General features: G+C 53.3%; 16 protein-coding genes, 1 pseudogene and 1 riboswitch. Of the genes and pseudogenes, 6 read left to right on the top strand and 11 right to left on the bottom strand.

The window, feature by feature from the left end; translation table 11 throughout:
* Positions 1–4 precede the first annotated feature (4 nt).
* Genes KW808_RS06015 through KW808_RS06005 form a run of 3 tightly spaced genes read right to left on the bottom strand, consistent with a single transcriptional unit; the run spans position 5 to position 1,669 of the window.
* Positions 5–394, bottom strand: a complete 390-nt coding sequence (locus KW808_RS06015; protein ID WP_231107903.1) for an NUDIX hydrolase — start codon at positions 392–394, stop codon at positions 5–7.
* Complete coding sequence (locus tag KW808_RS06010; RefSeq protein ID WP_003858604.1) at positions 381–749, bottom strand: DUF2218 domain-containing protein; 369 nt, start codon at positions 747–749, stop codon at positions 381–383. The genes KW808_RS06015 and KW808_RS06010 overlap by 14 nt, the downstream gene beginning before the upstream one ends.
* Positions 750–766: 17 nt before the next feature.
* Positions 767–1,669 (bottom strand): 2-dehydropantoate 2-reductase, encoded by a 903-nt coding sequence (locus KW808_RS06005; protein WP_003862110.1) that lies wholly within the window; start codon positions 1,667–1,669, stop codon positions 767–769.
* Positions 1,670–1,737: 68 nt separating this feature from the next.
* Between KW808_RS06005 and KW808_RS06000 the strand changes: the two genes are divergently transcribed.
* Together KW808_RS06000 and KW808_RS05995 are read left to right on the top strand one after the other, a co-directional pair.
* Positions 1,738–2,694 carry a DUF808 domain-containing protein gene (locus tag KW808_RS06000; RefSeq protein ID WP_003862112.1) on the top strand — a complete coding sequence of 319 codons (957 nt, stop codon included), beginning with the start codon at positions 1,738–1,740 and terminating at the stop codon, positions 2,692–2,694.
* Positions 2,695–2,795: 101 nt separating this feature from the next.
* Complete coding sequence (locus KW808_RS05995) at positions 2,796–4,574, top strand: hypothetical protein (RefSeq protein WP_034983665.1); 1,779 nt, start codon at positions 2,796–2,798, stop codon at positions 4,572–4,574.
* Here the strand turns inward: KW808_RS05995 and tpx are convergent.
* Positions 4,571–5,068: a thiol peroxidase gene (tpx, locus tag KW808_RS05990; protein WP_003858595.1), complete on the bottom strand. Its 498-nt coding sequence runs from the start codon at positions 5,066–5,068 to the stop codon at positions 4,571–4,573. The genes KW808_RS05995 and tpx overlap by 4 nt on opposite strands.
* 88 nt (positions 5,069–5,156) lie before the next feature.
* On the opposite strand from tpx, the gene KW808_RS05985 reads away from it, so the two are divergent.
* Together KW808_RS05985 and KW808_RS05980 are read left to right on the top strand one after the other, a co-directional pair.
* Positions 5,157–7,499, top strand: coding sequence for an ATP-binding cassette domain-containing protein (locus KW808_RS05985; RefSeq protein ID WP_003862115.1), 2,343 nt, complete (start codon positions 5,157–5,159; stop codon positions 7,497–7,499).
* A gap of 6 nt (positions 7,500–7,505) precedes the next feature.
* On the top strand, positions 7,506–8,231 hold the full coding sequence (locus tag KW808_RS05980) for a YwaF family protein (RefSeq protein ID WP_003862117.1): 726 nt from the start codon (positions 7,506–7,508) through the stop codon (positions 8,229–8,231).
* Here KW808_RS05980 and KW808_RS05975 read toward each other — a convergent pair.
* The 6 genes and pseudogenes from KW808_RS05975 to KW808_RS05950 form a co-directional block, all read right to left on the bottom strand.
* Positions 8,198–8,852 (bottom strand): annotated as a pseudogene (locus KW808_RS05975) (PIG-L deacetylase family protein). The gene KW808_RS05980 and the pseudogene KW808_RS05975 sit on opposite strands and share 34 nt — an antisense overlap.
* A gap of 70 nt (positions 8,853–8,922) precedes the next feature.
* Positions 8,923–9,975 carry a calcium:cation antiporter gene (locus KW808_RS05970; protein ID WP_003862119.1) on the bottom strand — a complete coding sequence of 351 codons (1,053 nt, stop codon included), beginning with the start codon at positions 9,973–9,975 and terminating at the stop codon, positions 8,923–8,925.
* A gap of 19 nt (positions 9,976–9,994) precedes the next feature.
* Positions 9,995–10,528: a nucleoside/nucleotide kinase family protein gene (locus tag KW808_RS05965; RefSeq protein WP_003862121.1), complete on the bottom strand. Its 534-nt coding sequence runs from the start codon at positions 10,526–10,528 to the stop codon at positions 9,995–9,997.
* Positions 10,525–11,280: an energy-coupling factor transporter transmembrane component T family protein gene (locus KW808_RS05960; RefSeq protein WP_003862122.1), complete on the bottom strand. Its 756-nt coding sequence runs from the start codon at positions 11,278–11,280 to the stop codon at positions 10,525–10,527. Before KW808_RS05960 ends, KW808_RS05965 begins: the two co-directional genes overlap by 4 nt.
* Entirely contained in the window at positions 11,277–12,617 is a 1,341-nt protein-coding gene (locus tag KW808_RS05955; RefSeq protein WP_003862124.1) for an ABC transporter ATP-binding protein, read from the bottom strand. Before KW808_RS05955 ends, KW808_RS05960 begins: the two co-directional genes overlap by 4 nt.
* Positions 12,618–13,223, bottom strand: coding sequence for an ECF transporter S component (locus tag KW808_RS05950; RefSeq protein WP_003858584.1), 606 nt, complete (start codon positions 13,221–13,223; stop codon positions 12,618–12,620).
* Positions 13,215–13,324, bottom strand: a riboswitch (TPP riboswitch). It overlaps the preceding gene by 9 nt.
* A 285-nt stretch (positions 13,325–13,609) precedes the next feature.
* Here KW808_RS05950 and KW808_RS05945 point away from each other — a divergent pair.
* Together KW808_RS05945 and KW808_RS05940 are read left to right on the top strand one after the other, a co-directional pair.
* A complete protein-coding gene (locus KW808_RS05945) occupies positions 13,610–14,797 on the top strand; it encodes a 4-hydroxybenzoate 3-monooxygenase (protein ID WP_003858582.1) in 1,188 nt (395 codons plus the stop codon).
* A gap of 6 nt (positions 14,798–14,803) precedes the next feature.
* The gene (locus tag KW808_RS05940; protein ID WP_003862126.1) at positions 14,804–16,099 is read left to right on the top strand and encodes an MFS transporter; all 1,296 of its coding nucleotides are present in this window, start codon (positions 14,804–14,806) and stop codon (positions 16,097–16,099) included.
* Between the two features lie 69 nt (positions 16,100–16,168).
* Here KW808_RS05940 and KW808_RS05935 read toward each other — a convergent pair whose 3' ends face one another.
* A complete protein-coding gene (locus KW808_RS05935) occupies positions 16,169–16,582 on the bottom strand; it encodes a VOC family protein (protein WP_004568039.1) in 414 nt (137 codons plus the stop codon).
* Positions 16,583–16,771: the final 189 nt, after the last annotated feature.

Genomic DNA, 16,771 nt, shown 5'->3' with positions numbered 1-16,771 from the left:
GTGCTTAACGCACTTCACTTGAGATAGCCTCAAATACGTCACGAGTTAGTGGCGCGAGCTTCTTCGATCGTGGTTTAGGCGAGAAGTACTTCGCCTCAGCGAGTTCTTCGTACACATCCGGTGTGTAGTTCAAGAACACATCAAATGTGCTAGACACATGGCAGTCCACATAGAAGCCAGGTTCGTTTGCTGCCGGTGCCTGAAAACGCCCATAAAGATCGAGGTCTTCTTCCTCGAGTTCGCGGATGGCTGCCTGTGCAGGAGTCTCCCACAACTCCTGCTTGCCTCCGGGAAACATGAACATTTCAGTTCCCTCTTTGCGGACGCAGAGAATCTGATCCTGCTCATTGGGGATTAGAACAGCTGCGATGCGGATTATGTTAGACGGACTCAAAAGACAGCCCTTCTGATCCATCACCACGTCGAAAAGCAATCTTCATCTCGTCGCGCCGAGCGAAGCCGACCAGATGGCCGCCGATGACATTTTCAAAACGCTCAACCAGGCTGGCGGGCGATTCGATGTGGAGCAACAGCACGCCATCGCCGGCAACCAGATCACAGGTAGCAGATCCATCAAAAGCAAACCGCTGGTCTTCGTGGTCTGGGCCCTTTCCCACCAAGACAACAGACCCCCGTTCTGCCTCCGGGTCCCAGCTTGTGCTCAGTTTTTCACCCAAATGGCTAGTTAACTGTTTGGCATAGCGCGAGGGACGATCTATAGAAACGCGCGCGGTGGATGTAACGATCATGGATCTTGATTCTATCCCTAAAGTGAATTTTCCTCTTCTTTCAGCTTAAGACCAGCATAAATAAGGTCATGAAGCGGAGTTTTCACACCCACTTTGTGTGCTGCCCGCACAATTGCACCTGTCTGAGCCTCAAGCTCACTAGCCACTCCCGCGGCCAAATCACGCTGCATCGAACTCGTCGAATTCTCAGGCATCCGATCCGCAAAATTCATGGTGCGCTCCACCGCATCGCTCGGCAACGCAACACCTGCCGCGCGAGCCACCTCAGCCACCTCTTCCATCAAGGCTTCCAGGGAAGCCCTAAAATGCGTACGCAAGGTACCTAATTGCTTTTCGACGAAAGCCCCCAACCCGCCGAAAACCTCTACGAACATGGCTTTCTCCCACACATCCACCAAAATATCGGGATGCAGAACTCCGTCAATACCGGCCTGTTCAAGAGTGCTTGCGAATTGCCTAGAAAGTTCACCAGAATCACCAAACGTGTAGGACAGTGGGCCTCCCTTGTATGACACTGAGGCTGGCCCCTCATGAACAAAGAACCCACGAACCACACCAGGCCACACACGATCAGCACCGATACTCTTCGCTGCTAGATCAGCAGTTTCAATCGAATTCTGAGTAATCGCGACCACCGAATTCGCAGGTATCCCACCCAAAAGTTCAGCGAGATCTAAAGACCGCGATAATGCTTTAGTAGCAATCATCACTACATCTGCATCTTTTAGTTCTTGCACGCTCGCAACTGCAGGAATTGGTACGTAGCGTTCGCCTCTTGCATCGTTGATGTGGAGTCCTTTAGACTTCAAGGCTTCTAATGTTCGTCCACGTGCAACCATCGTGATATCTGCACCAGATTCTTGTAACAACGCTCCGAAATATCCACCCACTGCACCAGCGCCAACGATCGCAATTTTCATACCTGCTATCTTGCCTGAGCACAGATAAGATTTGTAAGCACTACCCCTTCTCTACAAAGGAGTCATCAATGGCCGGTGGATTAGCAGCACTATTAGACGATGTCGCAGCAATTACTCGAGCGGCTGCAGCCAGCCTCGATGATGTCACGGCGATGGCTGGAAAAACCAGCGTTAAAGCCGCAGGCGTGGTTGTAGATGACACGGCAGTTACCCCGCAATATGTTCAAGGTGTCAAACCTGCACGCGAATTGCCCATGATTTGGCGGATCGCTAAGGGCTCTTTGGTAAACAAGATCATCATCATTTTGCCCATCGCGTTGCTTCTTTCCGCGTTTGCTCCGTGGGCTCTCACACCAATTTTGATGCTGGGCGGCTCCTACCTGTGCTTCGAAGGTGCAGAAAAGATCTGGCACTCCCTCCACAGGCGCATCAAAGGTGAACAGCACAGCACCGAACCCAAGTCGCAGGAAAGCCCAAAGTCAGAGGATCAGCTGGTCAAAAGTGCCATCACAACTGACCTCATCCTTTCCGCAGAGATCATGGTTATTTCACTCAATGAGATTGCAGATCAAACTGTCTGGATGCAGGCAGCAGTGCTATTTGTCGTGGGCATCGGCGTCACCGCGCTCGTGTACGGCGTAGTCGGTGTTCTTGTGAAAATGGATGACGTCGGACTTACACTTTCAAAGCGTGACTCCGCAGGTATCCAGAAATTTGGCCGCGGCTTGGTCAAAGCGATGCCCATCGTTCTTCAAGTTATTTCTGTTGTCGGCGTTTTTGCCATGCTGTGGGTTGGTGGCCACATCATGGTCATTGGAACTGAAGAGTTAGGATGGGAACTTCCCTACCACCTTGTTCACGGACTAGAGTCCTGGGCTAACGGTATCGGAGGCAGTGCTCTGGGATGGGTTGGCAATACTTTCGGGTCACTTGTTTTCGGCCTCATTTGGGGCGCGATTATCACCGTTGTGGTCAGTGTGATCAAGAAGTTCATTCCACAGCGTGCGCAAAACTCGTCTCATTAGTGGAGAGTTGTTCGCTGTAATTTCGCTGTACAGTTAATATGACTTTTTACTGTCTCAATCAGTTCACAAGTTTGCACGAAATTTAAGGAAAGGAGTGCCCAATGTATACCCATTCAACAGGCACTCCTCAGCTTGATTTCGACGGTGACATCTATCCCCTTCACCTCTTCTTCTCTGCACAGACTGCCCAACATTTCGCTCTCGAGCGCGTCAATTGGCATGTCTTACGCGCTATTGTGAAACCTGAGCAAGGCGAACTCATCGTCGAAGCGCTTCTCGCACCAATAGAATCCGCAACAAAAATCGGTGTTTGGGTTCAAGATGAATTTCTCGGGGTGATTGCAGAGTCCCAGTTCCTGTTGAATTCTCAATTGTCTCGAATTTTTGCCTCTGGCCACCTGATTTCCAGCCAACTACTTCTCACACCGAGTAAAGGATCTCTCGCTTCAGTTCTTCTTCCAAACCTAAAATTCGGGCTCATCAGCAATGATCCTCCACGAGCTGATTCCCACCTCTTACCGCTAGGCAGAATGTGGCGCGTTGAGCCCACCGTTAATGCCCTGTTTGAGGATTTCTCACTTGGCTCCACGATTCTTTTTGGGCTGAGGCTTGATTTAGAAGCCCTAATTGTCTCCTATAACGGAATAGAATGTGGCATCTTAAACTTTGATGACGCCTCAGCACTAAGCTCTGCTGTGAAATTCTCAAATGCAAATGGTCTCACCCCCACGGTGCTCGGCCACGTAGTCCGGGAGAACGGTGAAACATCCTTCGAGATTGACGTTCTCCCACTGGAGTTGTGGTCGAAGAAGCAGCATCGCCTTGAGGTTTTAAAAATCCCTCGGTTGATACCTAAAGAGGCAGATTCCCAAAATTATGTGAAGGCGACAGCGCTCCTTTCAGACGAGATTCTGCGACCACAAACGCTGTCCAAAAAGGCACTGTCTTTGTCGGACACCGCAGTTAAGTACAGCCCTCATGTTGCTTGTGGCGTGGGGATGTTTAGTCTTTTCGCCGTTATTCCCTTTGACAAGTTGAGTGATCATAGTGCGATGCTGCTCGCAGTCATTAGCTTGATGCTTTTTGTGCTGGCAGTAGTAATTCTTTTCAAGAGAATTCAGTCAACTAATACTCAGCGTTGGAACTTGGCCTCGTCAGTCGGATTACTCGCGACACTTCCGATTATCATATTCCTGGTTGCTGATACCTTGATTCCTCAGGGCAGCCTGGAAAACCATGCTCAACCCGACGTACAGGTAACAACGTTAGCTAACAGGCCGCCAAGTTCACCTACCTCACTGGACTCACTAGGCGCACTGAATTCACCAAGTTCGCCGAATTCCCCGAGCTCATCAATGCTGCAAAACTCTGAAATGTTCGCCTCACCACCGATCGCCTCTGGGCAGTCACCGGTTTCGACGTTCCGCTCATGGCTAGATCGATCCATTCTGCCACTCACACGAGAAAATTCCGCTTCAGAAAGCGCAGTGACAGCTCTTGGACCGTCGATAGTGCAGCCTGCATCTGAATCGATTACAACTCCAGCTCAAACGTCGCAGAGTCGCCACGCAATTGACGATGGTGACGACAGTAAAACCTCAACGGGAAGACCAGCTCCCACTACTAACTCGCCGATCATTGCTCTTCCCCCAACGTGGATTATCGGGCCGGAAGATCCAGAATCCACCGACCCCACAGCACCAACCGAGCCCACCGAGCCAAGCGAACCTGTAGCAACCGACGAACCCTCAGAGACCTCTGAACAAACTTCACCTCTCTTAGCTCCGTCGACCACCCCCGAAACTGAACCCGAAACAACTGAAGCTCCGGTGGAGACCACCGAAGCTTCATCAGAAATTACCGTGAGCGAAGTAAATTAGTTCAGCGCAGCAAGTGCAGCGTCGTAATCAGGTTCAGTGGAGATCTCGTCAACCAACTGGGTGTAAGCAACCTTGCCGTTTTCATCGACGACGATGACGCTGCGTGCAAGAAGACCCTTAAGTGGTGAGCCTTCGAGCACGATGCCGTTGTCTTCACCGAAGGTGGAACGGAATGCGGATACTGGGGTGACGTTCTCGATGCCTTCTGCGGAGCAGAAACGGCCCAGTGCGAATGGAAGATCCTTGGAGATGCACAGCACGGTGGTGTTTTCCAGGCTTGCTGCTGCCTCGTTGAACTTGCGGACTGATGTTGCACAAACGCCGGTGTCAACGGATGGGAAGATGTTCAGGACAAGCTTGCGGCCCTGGAAGTCCTTTGAGGAGACCTCGCCCAGTTCGGTGTTGACGAGGTTGAACTCTGCGAGGTTGTCGCCGACCTGTGGCAGTTCGCCGGAGGTCGCAGTTTCGTTGCCTTGAAAATGTGTTTTAGCCATGGACCCCATACTAGGGAGAGTTTTGTTTTGGTGCTAGAAAAGGTTCACCAAGCGCGAACAGGCCTATGCAAACGGTACGATATGACACATGCAAAAAGCTGATTCCCATGATTGGATTTCGGTCCACGGTGCGAATGAAAACAACCTCAAAAATGTGTCGGTGCGCATCCCTAAAAGGCGTCTCACCGTGTTCACGGGTGTGTCGGGATCTGGCAAGTCCTCGCTGGTGTTCGGCACAATTGCTGCGGAATCACGCCGGTTGATCAACGAAACCTATAGCACTTTTGTGCAAGGTTTCATGCCGTCGATGGCAAGGCCCGATGTTGACCATTTGGAAGGCATCACCACGGCGATCATCGTCGATCAGGAGCAGATGGGCGCAAACCCACGGTCTACGGTGGGTACCGCAACTGATGCCACCGCGATGTTGCGCATTTTGTTTTCTCGAATCGCGGAACCTAACGCGGGTGGCCCGGGAGCTTATTCCTTCAACGTCCCCTCTGTTTCCGCATCCGGCGCCATCACGGTGGAAAAGGGCGGAAACACCAAGCGGGAGAAAGCTACCTTCAAACGCACGGGTGGCATGTGCCCAGCGTGCGAGGGCATGGGCAGGGCCTCAGACATCGACCTCAAAGAGCTTTTCGACGCCTCCCTCTCCCTCAACGACGGCGCCCTGACCATTCCCGGTTACACCCCAGGTGGATGGAGTTATCGGATGTATTCGGAATCGGGCCTTTTTGATGCTGCCAAGCCTATTAAGGATTTCACCGAGGAAGAACGCCACAACTTCCTTTATCTTGAGCCCACCAAGATGAAGATCGCTGGCATCAACATGACCTATGAGGGGATTATCCCCCGCATTCAGAAATCCATGTTGTCTAAGGATCGCGAAGGCATGCAGAAGCATATTCGTGCGTTCGTGGATCGAGCGGTTACCTTCATTCCTTGCCCTGCGTGTGGGGGAACTCGATTAGCTCCACATGCCTTGGAGTCCAAGATCAATGGCAAAAACATCGCTGAGTTGTGCGCGATGGAGGTCCGTGATTTGGCCAAGTGGATCAAAACGGTGGAAGCCCCCTCGGTTGCTCCCCTGCTCACCGCACTGACTGAAACCCTAGATAACTTCGTGGAGATCGGTTTGGGCTATATCCAACTCGATCGCCCCGCTGGCACGTTGTCTGGTGGTGAGGCACAGCGCACCAAGATGATCCGCCATTTGGGCTCTGCATTGACTGACGTCACCTATGTTTTTGATGAACCCACCGCCGGTTTGCACGCCTACGACATTGAACGCATGAACAAGTTGCTGCTCGATCTTCGCGATAAAGGCAATACCGTTTTAGTCGTGGAGCACAAGCCGGAAACCATCGCCATTGCAGATCATGTGGTGGACCTTGGGCCACGTGCAGGCGCGGGTGGAGGTGAAATTCGGTTTGAGGGGAGCGTCGACAAGCTTAAAGACAGCGACACCGTGACTGGCCGCCATTTTAATGATCGCGCGTCGTTGAAGGAATCCGTGCGTGCGCCGCATGGCGCCCTGGAGATCCGCGGGGCCGATCGAAATAATTTGAACAATGTGGATGTCGATATTCCGCTCGGCGTGTTCACGGCGATTTCCGGCGTTGCAGGTTCGGGTAAGTCCTCGTTGATTCATGAGATTCCGCGTGATGAGTCGGTTGTGTTTGTCGATCAAACCGCAATCCACGGTTCTAATCGTTCCAATCCTGCGACCTATACAGGCATGCTGGATTCGATTCGCAAGGCTTTTGCCAAGGCCAATGATGTGAAACCGGCGCTGTTCTCCCCCAATTCTGAAGGCGCGTGCCCAAACTGTAAGGGCGCCGGCTCGGTCTATGTCGATTTGGGCATGATGGCTGGGGTATCTTCGCCGTGTGAGGTGTGCGAGGGCAAGCGTTTTGATGAGTCCGTGTTGGACTACCACTTTGGTGGCAAGGACATCGCGGACGTGTTGGGGCTGTCGGCTGCCAATGCGTATGAGTTTTTCGCGGCGAAAGATTCAAAGATTTTGCCTGCGGCAAAGATCGCAAAGAGGCTTGTCGACGTCGGCCTCGGCTACATCACCCTCGGCCAGCCGCTCACCACGTTGTCCGGCGGTGAACGCCAGCGTTTGAAGCTCGCCACCCACATGGCAGACAAGGCCACCACCTTTATTTTGGATGAGCCCACCACAGGCCTGCACCTCGCTGATGTGAAAACCTTGCTGGATCTTTTTGATCAACTGGTTGATGACGGCAAATCTGTCATCGTCATCGAACACCACCTCGGCGTGCTCGCTCACGCTGACCACATCATTGATGTCGGCCCTGGTGCAGGTTCTGATGGTGGCTCGATTGTATTCGAGGGCAGCCCCGCGGAACTCATCAAAACTGATACTCCAACAGGACGCCACCTTAAAGCTTATGTAGATTAGTTTCTTATGGAAAACTCAGGCGCTCTTGGTGCAATGCCACAGTACGGAACCGAGCATATTTCAATGCTCATCACGACTGTGGTTTTGTCGATTCTTGTCGTCCCCATTGCTCGTCGATTCAACTTCGCACCGGCATTTGGCTGGGTGCTACTCATCGCAACACTTCTGGGGAACCTGTGGAATTTTATGCCCGGCTATTACACGCTGGACCAATCTTGGCCATTCCACTTCTCAGATGCATTGCGCATTATTGCTGCCATCGCATTGATTAATCGCGCGCGGTGGGCAGTTTCAGTGACTATTTTGTGGGGCACCACGATCAACCTGATGTCACTGCTCACTCCAGATGTTCAGTATTTACAGGTTCCCTGGCTGGAGTTTTTAATGTACTGGTTTATGCACATTTCTGTGTTCCTAGCAGCTATAATTCTCATTTTCGCTTTTGGAGAAAAACCAGGGCTGTCCGGAGTGGTTATGTCCGTTGCAGTGGCGATTAGCTGGGGCATCATGTGCCTCATCGTCAACGCATTTTTGGGAACCAACTACGGGTACCTCTCCACAGAACCAGAATCAGCGTCAATTCTGGATTTGTTGGGAGGATGGCCATTCTACATCGTCGCGGAAGTATTACTCCTGTGTGCAGTGTGGGCTTTGTGGTCTTATCTGATTGATAAGCTGCCTATCACGTATCGCCCTGCTTACCGTCCGAAAACTCGGAAGGCCGCTGCGTAGCCACCTTCCACCTGTAAAAACGCTGGGATGAACTCTTCAGGCTTCGGGTGATCTGGAAGAGCGGCCAAGTATTCCTTGTGAGCTTGAAGGGATGCAACTCCGGCATCAACAGAATCTTTAGCCAGATCCATGGTGTGGGTGGGCTCTGGGTGTCCGGCAATGATGATGACTTCAGCTCCCCACGGCTGCAGATCCTCCTGCAACAGCTCTGGCTGCGCCCACGGATTAACGGCATCACGGGTGGCATCAATTGCGGCTAATCCCGCCACGCGGTGATCCGCCTGGTTCAAACCACCGTGGGCCTCTACATCAAAATTGGATATCACCACAGCATTTGGTTTACGGATCCGGATTTCCCGAGCAATATCTTTGCGCAGTACCAGGTTGTACACCAACATGGAATCTGGGTGATTCAAAATGGTGAGATTTCTATCTCCCACCTGATCACACGCGGCACGTTGTTTCCGCAGCGCGCAATGACCCGGTTTCTTTAGGGTCTAAACCTTGGATACCTGCCTCCCCGTGGGTGAGCAGCAGGTAAGACACCTCCACCCCAGCATCGGTCCATTCTTTTACAGCTGCGGACAGCCCATACTCCGGATCATCCGGGTGAGCTACCACAACTAAAACGCTTCACCAGTCCTACCATTGCAAAGTTTCTAGTGCACTCATGGCCACCAGGCTACCTAAATCAGGCGAACATGCTCATCATGTAAACACCAAACAGCATGAGCAGCACTGAGCCATGAACAGCACTAACTTTCTTGGCACTAAACGCAATGGATGTCACCGCAATAGTGGTGCCCAATAGCAACAAGTTAATTGGGCTCTCCCCCAAAATCACGTCCTGACCTGTGATCACGCCGATCACTAGAACAGATGGGATCGTCAGCCCCACCGTTGATACTTGGGCTCCGTGCGCGAGGTTGCTTACTCGTTGAATCTCCCCTGTCCACGCGGCTTTTAAGGAGGTGATGGTTTCTGGCAAGAAGACGATGGTGGCAATGATCAATCCGGCCATAGCCACTGGTGCTCCGAGGTTTGCCAGGACTTCATCCATCACCGTGGCCATGTCATGGGACAGCAACACGATGGGGAGCACAGTAACAATCAAGATCAAACTTCTAAAGGGGACTTCCCATTTTGCTGCGTCGTCTGCCTTTTCGGCGACCTCCACCTCTTGAAATTCACCAGCTTGGGCGCCCATTTGGCGAAACAGGAAGAACCCGTACACCACTGCTGTGAGCACCGCGATTACAAGTGCCTGCCCAGTGGAGTATTCTCCCATGAAAGCTGGAACCGCAAAAGCGATTACGGAAAAAGTTGCGATCAGCACCAAGTAGGTCGGAGTTCCCACCCCATTGTGTGGCATGCTTCCATGCCTTAAACCACCAATGAGTAGGCACAATCCCACGACCAAACCCATGATGATCATGGACACTGCCATCACGGAATCCCGACCAGCAGTGGTTGAATCAGCAGGCCCCAGCATCACCGCACAGATCAAAATCACTTCAATGATCACGATCGACAAGGTAAGGATCAACGATCCAAAAGGATCACCCAAAATATGAGCCAAACGCTCCGCCATCTTCACGACGCCAAATGCGCAGAATAGGATGACTGCCACGATCAGCGCCAACTCAATAATTGATGGCAGTGTGATGAGGGGGATGATAAAAATCGATACCCAGCCGACAAAGATGCGGGCATAATCAATTGGTTTTAGCCAAGAAAACGGCATGTTCTCTAGTCAAACTTTCTTAAGAACTCTGGGCCGTTCCCAGGCTGTCATAGATTTCTTCGGGTCGTCCCGAAGCCTCATCAGAACCTAGCACAATCTCATGATCCACCTCAACGCCTAAAGAGAAATGGCGTTGCTCCTGCTGCGCCCACACTTTCCAAAATGGTGCGTAATCAGGATCGCGGTTGAGGGCGCGCTGTTTTCTTAAAGCCTCAGGACCAGTGATACGAACGGTCACCACCTCGCCCAACAGCGATGCCTTGCGTTTTGTTGCAGCAGTTATTGATCCACAACCCTCAATGATGAGACTGCGGCCAGGCTCCAACGAAACCCAATCGCTTTGGCAATTGTTGTGCCAATCCCACGTGAAGAAACCGGGGTTGTCCGCGTCCAAAACATGGCATGCGACAATCTTCGATGCAGCTTCAAGGCCAGTCCAACCAGGATAAAAGTCATCCAAATGAACCAACTGAAACCCGGTGCGGGCAGCTAACTCACCCGCCAAGGTGGTTTTGCCCGCACCGGATTGTCCATCAATTAAAACTGTGATCATGTGCCCAAGAACTTAAAGAAACCAGTCTGAATGGACACCGTGAGGGCGATCGCGGAAATGGCAGCACACACCAAGATGAGCACCAGATCGCGCGCGCCGACGGTGGATTCCCTTGCCCAGGTGCGGCCAGTCGTGCGACCAAAACCGCGTGCTTCCATCGCCGTTGCAAGCTTGGATCCACGGCGAAGCGAGAGCACCAACAAACCAAAAGTCATGGTGAAAAAGTGCTTGATCTTGCCCTGATCAGCAATTCCGCGGGCACGCCTTGCCCTGGACATGGAGTACCAATCTTCCCGAAAAAGCGTCATCAGTCGGCTTCCTGCCACAGCACCGATGACAAACCTTTCAGGCAGTTTCAGCAGCTGCGCCAAACCATCGCCCAGGTCGGTGGGATCAATGCGAGCAATCAGCACCACAACGGGCAGACCAATCGCCAGAACACGCAGCCCAATGGCAGCTGCCAAAGCCAGTGAATTATCAGTGACGTGAATGAGCAGGAAGCTAAAGTACTCTTTTCCATCCGGCCTGCCATAAAGCGCCATGGATAATGCAGCCACCGGTGCCATGAGGAACAGCATCCAGCCACGTTTCAGCAGCATCTTCCAGGTCACGCCGGCAAATGGCGCCAGAATAATGGTTGCCACCAGCGCGATCGCTGCCGACATCACATCCAAACTCAGCAGCAACGGCGTGGTCAGTACCATCAACGCGATGATGCGGGTGACGGGATTAATTTTGCTCAGCAGGTTCATTTCGCGCTCACCTCAATGTGGTGATCGCCCAGCGCTGCGATGAAATCAGGATCATGGGTTACTGACACAATGCTGATTCCGTTGTCTGTTAATTCACGCAACATCGTCACCAGCTCTGTGAAGGTCTCGGGATCTTGGCCAAACGTAGGCTCATCCAAAATGAGAAGTTTCGGTGCTGCCACCAAGGCTGTCGCCACAGATAGGCGGCGCTTTTCTCCACCACTCAAGGTAAACGGATTGGCGTTTTCCAAGTGGCGGAGGCGCAAACGATCAAGCAGCTCCTCGATGCGCTCGCTTGCATCGACTTTCATGATTTTCGGCCCAATTTCTAGCTCATCACGCACAGTGCGCGCCACAAATTGGTGCTCTGGATCCTGAAAGACAGTGCCAATACGTGCAGCTAGATCAGCTGAACGCCACTTGTGCGGGGGCGTGTTAAGGCCGCCGCGCACCGTGTCAGAGAGTTCCAGCTGCCCACTTTTCGGCGGAAGCAATCCACCCATGGTCAGCGCAAGTGTGGATTTTCCAGCGCCATTCGGCCCGGTGATCACCGTCGAGGCGCCTTCCGGCACCTCAAAACTACGCAGGCCGCCCCAGGTGCACAGCAAATCATTCGCCCACAAGATCGGTTTGCTTGTCGACGGCTGCGCCCCAGGCAACTGGCCCACCTTGATCAACTCTGCAGGTTGGACATCTTCGCCGTCAGTAATACTGATGATCCGGTCAATGATGTTGACCCACAGCTCATGGCGATGTTCCACCACGATGAGTGTTGCTCCAGTTTCCTGAACAACGCGATCCACTGCTGCGACCACATCTTTTTGGCCTTGAGGATCAAGGTTTGCGGTAGGTTCATCAAGCAGAATCAGACGAGCACCCATGGCGATCACACCGGCAAGAGCGAGGCGTTGTTTTTGGCCACCGGAAAGATATTTCGTGGGGTGGCTCAGTGGTAGATCCAAGCCCACCAATTCAAGTGCTCGTTCCACCCGTGGCCAGATTTCCTCGCGCGGAATTTGGAGATTTTCACAGCCAAACGCCACATCATCGCCGATGCGGGAGGCGATGACTTGGGAATCTGGGTCTTGGAGAACCAAACCGATGGAGGGGGCGTCGACAAGCAATTCGCCCGTAGAAACGCCCTCATCAGAACCGCCTAAAACGCCAGCGAGCGCGGCGAGTAGCGTGGATTTTCCGGCGCCGGAAGCGCCGGTGAGCAGGATGCGTTCACCAGGTGCGATCTCGAAGTTGATGTCTTTGAGCGCGGGGTTTTCCCGGGAAGCATGGCGGTAGCCAAAGTTGCGCGCAACAACGCGCGTTCCAAGTGCGGTGGTCATTTATACCTCGCGGCCAGCGGCGAAACGATCAAGTGCACCAGTCCTCGCCAACGCGCGGACCAGGTACCAGCTGAGCAGGCCGGCAAGGATCGCACCGGAAATAAGGACAGTGGTGGAATAGATGATGTTGAAGGACATCGTCTTTGCGAGGTTTCCGTAGAAGAACATTTCCAGGAAAATTGCGCCGCCACCTGCGCCCATACCTGCAAGCATGGTGGTGGGCAGGCTGTAGCGACGGTAGAGGAACAGCGCGAAGATGATTTCAGCGCCGATTCCCTGCGCCAAGCCGGAGTAAATGGTGGAGATACCAAACTGTGAAGCAAGCGCTGCAGAGACACATGCGGCCACTACTTCAACGAAAATTGCGGCACCCGGCTTGCGGATAACCAACCCACCGAGCACACCACCGAGCAGCCAAATACCAATGGCGATGCCGCCAAGGCCTGGTGTGAGTGCGTGAAATGCGGTGGTCCAGGCGTAGCCGATGGAATTCCACACGATGAAAATCAATCCGCAGGCGACACCCAAAACGGATGCGATGACGATGTCAATAACACGCCAAGAAGACTTTGGTTGATTAGTTTTTTGCATGGCAGGACTAGCCATATTTTTCCTCCCTATCGCCGGCATTATCCGGATCAGGTTCGACGGTCGTGGCTATGCCAGATCTCAGCCCGGATTTTCACCGAGCACCCGTGTCTATGAAATTTAAGTACGCGTTCACAATAGCTTAAACCAATTGGAAATCCTAGAAACTGACCTAGATTAATACATAACCACCCCAACCCCTGACACACACCCCTAATTACACCCTGGCAGCGTGAGCTGAAACGCTTTTCCGCTGGCTGTGACTTCAACCTCAGAAAATGCCTGGTTCGCAAGGCGAACAGGTTGTCACGGAATGCACTTTCACTTACATTGAGTCCCAAATCACTGTGAGGTGCACCATTTAATGGACTTCACCTCCAGTGGGTCAATGAAAGGAGTTCCCCATGAACCACGTACCAGTGGCAATTATTGGCGCAGGACCAGCAGGACTAACCCTCGCCCACCTCCTCCACCTTCAAGGTGTGGAATCAATCGTCTTTGAATCCCGCACCCGCAAGGACGTCGAAGAAACCGTCCGAGCAGGCATCCTGGAACAAGGCACCCTGAATCTGATGCGCGAAACCGGAGTCGGCGCACGCATGGAAGCAGAAGCCGATCACGATGAAGCAATCGACATCTCCATCAACAATGAGCGCACCCGCATTCCGCTGACCGAACTCACCGGCCACAAGGTTGCGATCTACCCGCAGCACGAATACCTCAAGGATTTCATTGCCAAGCGCATCGAAGACGGCGGCGAACTCCTTTTCACCACCACTGTTGATTCCGTAGAAAACTACGAAGGCGACCTCGCCAAAGTGACCTACACCGAAGCCGATGGTTCCTCCACCACCATCACCGCCGACTACGTCATCGCAGCTGACGGCTCCAACTCCCCTTACCGCAAGTTGATCACCGAAGACGGTGGCGTGCGCGCCCGCCATGAATACCCTTACGCATGGTTCGGCATTTTGGTGGAAGCACCAAAAACCCAAAAGGAACTCATCTACGCAACCCACCCTGAGGGCTTTGCGCTGATCTCCACCCGTACCGATGAAATCCAGCGCTACTACCTGCAGTGCAACCCTGACGACACCCCAGACATGTGGTCCGATGACCGCATTTGGGAACAGCTGCACCTGCGTGCGGACTCCCCTGGCATCACCGTGTCTGAAGGGCGCATCTTTGACAAGGCCGTGCTGCGTTTCCGCTCCGCGGTCACCGAACCAATGCAAAAGGGACGCCTCTTCCTTGCTGGCGATGCTGCACACACCGTGCCGCCAACCGGAGCTAAGGGCCTCAACTTGGCTGTTGCCGATGTCGCAGTACTCGCGCCAGCACTGGTTCGTGCCCTGAAGAAGAAGGACACCGGCTTGCTCGATAGCTACACCTCCCTGGCAGTCCCCCGCATCTGGAAAGCACAGCACTTCTCCTACTGGATGAGCTCCATGCTCCACGCAGTACCCGGCGAAGACCACTTTGCCACCCAGCGCCGATTCGCTGAATTGCGCTCCGTCCTAGAATCCCAATCCGGCCAACGCTACCTCGCAGAGCAGTACGTTGGGCGCGACCTACCACGCTTCGAGGTATAAACGCTCGTGTCAACGACCACCCCAACCCGCGCAACCAAAAGTGTCGGAACAGTTCTCGCACTCCTGTGGTTCGCAATTGTCCTCGACGGCTTTGACCTAGTCGTCCTGGGCGCAACAATCCCGTCCATGCTGGAGGATCCCGCGTGGGATCTCACTGCTGGACAGGCCACACAGATTTCCACCATCGGCCTCGTCGGCATGACCATTGGCGCACTGACCATTGGTTTCTTAACTGACCGTCTGGGTCGACGCCGCGTCATGCTGTTCTCTGTGGCAGTGTTTTCTGTATTCACCCTCCTGCTGGCATTCACCACCAACGTCCAGCTCTTCAGCCTGTGGCGTTTCCTCGCAGGTGTTGGCCTTGGTGGAGCACTCCCCACCGCAATTGCCATGGTGACCGAGTTCCGCCCCGGCACCAAAGCGGGCTCTGCATCCACCACCTTGATGACCGGCTACCACGTCGGCGCAGTAGCAACCGCTTTCCTTGGTCTCTTCCTTATCGACGGCTTTGGCTGGCACTCCATGTTCATCGCAGGTGCTGTGCCAGGACTGATCCTGCTGCCACTGCTGTATTTCTTCCTCCCAGAATCCCCGCAGTACCTCAAAATCACCGGCAAGTTGAATGAGGCGCAGGCAGTTGCAGCATCTTATGGACTTTCCCTGGATGATGATCTTGATCGCGAACACGAAGAAGAACTTGGCGAGTCCTCCTCACTTTCCTCCCTGTTCAAGCCCTCGTTCCGCCGCAACACCCTGGCGATTTGGGGAACCTCATTCATGGGGCTCCTCCTGGTCTACGGCCTGAACACATGGCTGCCACAAATCATGCGCCAAGCAGACTACGACATGGGTAACTCGCTTGGATTCCTCATGGTGCTCAACATCGGCGCAGTGATCGGCCTTTATATTGCAGGGCGAATTGCCGATAAGAACTCCCCTCGCAAAACAGCACTCGTATGGTTCGTGTTCTCTGCATTTTCCCTCGCGTTGCTTGCTGTCCGGATGCCACTGATCGGTCTGTATGGCATCGTGCTGCTCACCGGCATCTTTGTGTTCAGCTCCCAGGTACTCATCTACGCCTTCGTTGGTGAGAATCACCCTGCCAAGATGCGCGCAACCGCCATGGGATTCTCCGCAGGAATTGGTCGCCTCGGCGCCATCTCTGGCCCGTTGCTTGGTGGTCTGCTTGTCAGTGCCAACCTTGCTTACCCATGGGGCTTCTTCGCTTTCGCTGGCGTCGGTCTGCTGGGCGCGCTGATTTTCTCCGCATCGAAGACTCTGAGGCATCGCGAGAACGCTTAGGTTTTACTGCGGAATCGACAAAGATCGTGCATTTTCTTTAAATTGAAAATGCACGATCTTTTTGGGCTTTTAGTCTGCGGAAATACTCCACATCACGCCAAATTTATCGAAAACCTGACCATACGAGCCGCCCCACGGAGCCTGCTCAAATTTCATGGTTTCCTCGCCTCCAGCGGCGACAATCTTATCGATTCTCGCGCGGCCGTCTTCAACCGACTCTGCGTTGTACAACATGGAGTACGCTGTGTCCCGAATTGGAAGTTGCCCCTCAATCGAATCACCACCTGAGATCAAACCACCATTGTCCAAGGTGAGTACGCCGTGTGCCAATGCATCCGCTGGAGGATCAAACGGCAAAGCTTCCAAAGTGGCCTGGCCGTAGGACAAGAGATTGAGTTCTCCGCCAAAAACTTCTTGCCAGTGCTTTAGAGCTTCTGCGGTGTTTTCTTTGAATGTGATGTAGGTGGAAATCGTGCCGACCATGGGTTTCTCCCTTTAAAAAAGTTGCTGAGAAGCTGCGGAATTTTTCCACCCACCATCCTACCTTTTTATGGCGCGGGTCACAGATCCGCAGGTCGCCGCTTTTCGACGCCCGCCTGCGGCGGGATGACTGTGATGGAGGGGCGCGTCGACAAGCAAAATCTCTTTAGCAAATTCGGTTACTGTGGGGCG

The organism is [Brevibacterium] flavum (genome assembly GCF_019317305.1).
Taxonomy (GTDB): domain Bacteria; phylum Actinomycetota; class Actinomycetes; order Mycobacteriales; family Mycobacteriaceae; genus Corynebacterium; species Corynebacterium glutamicum.
The sequence above is the reverse complement of the archived record's forward strand: the minus strand, read 5'-3'. Positions and strand labels throughout refer to the sequence as shown.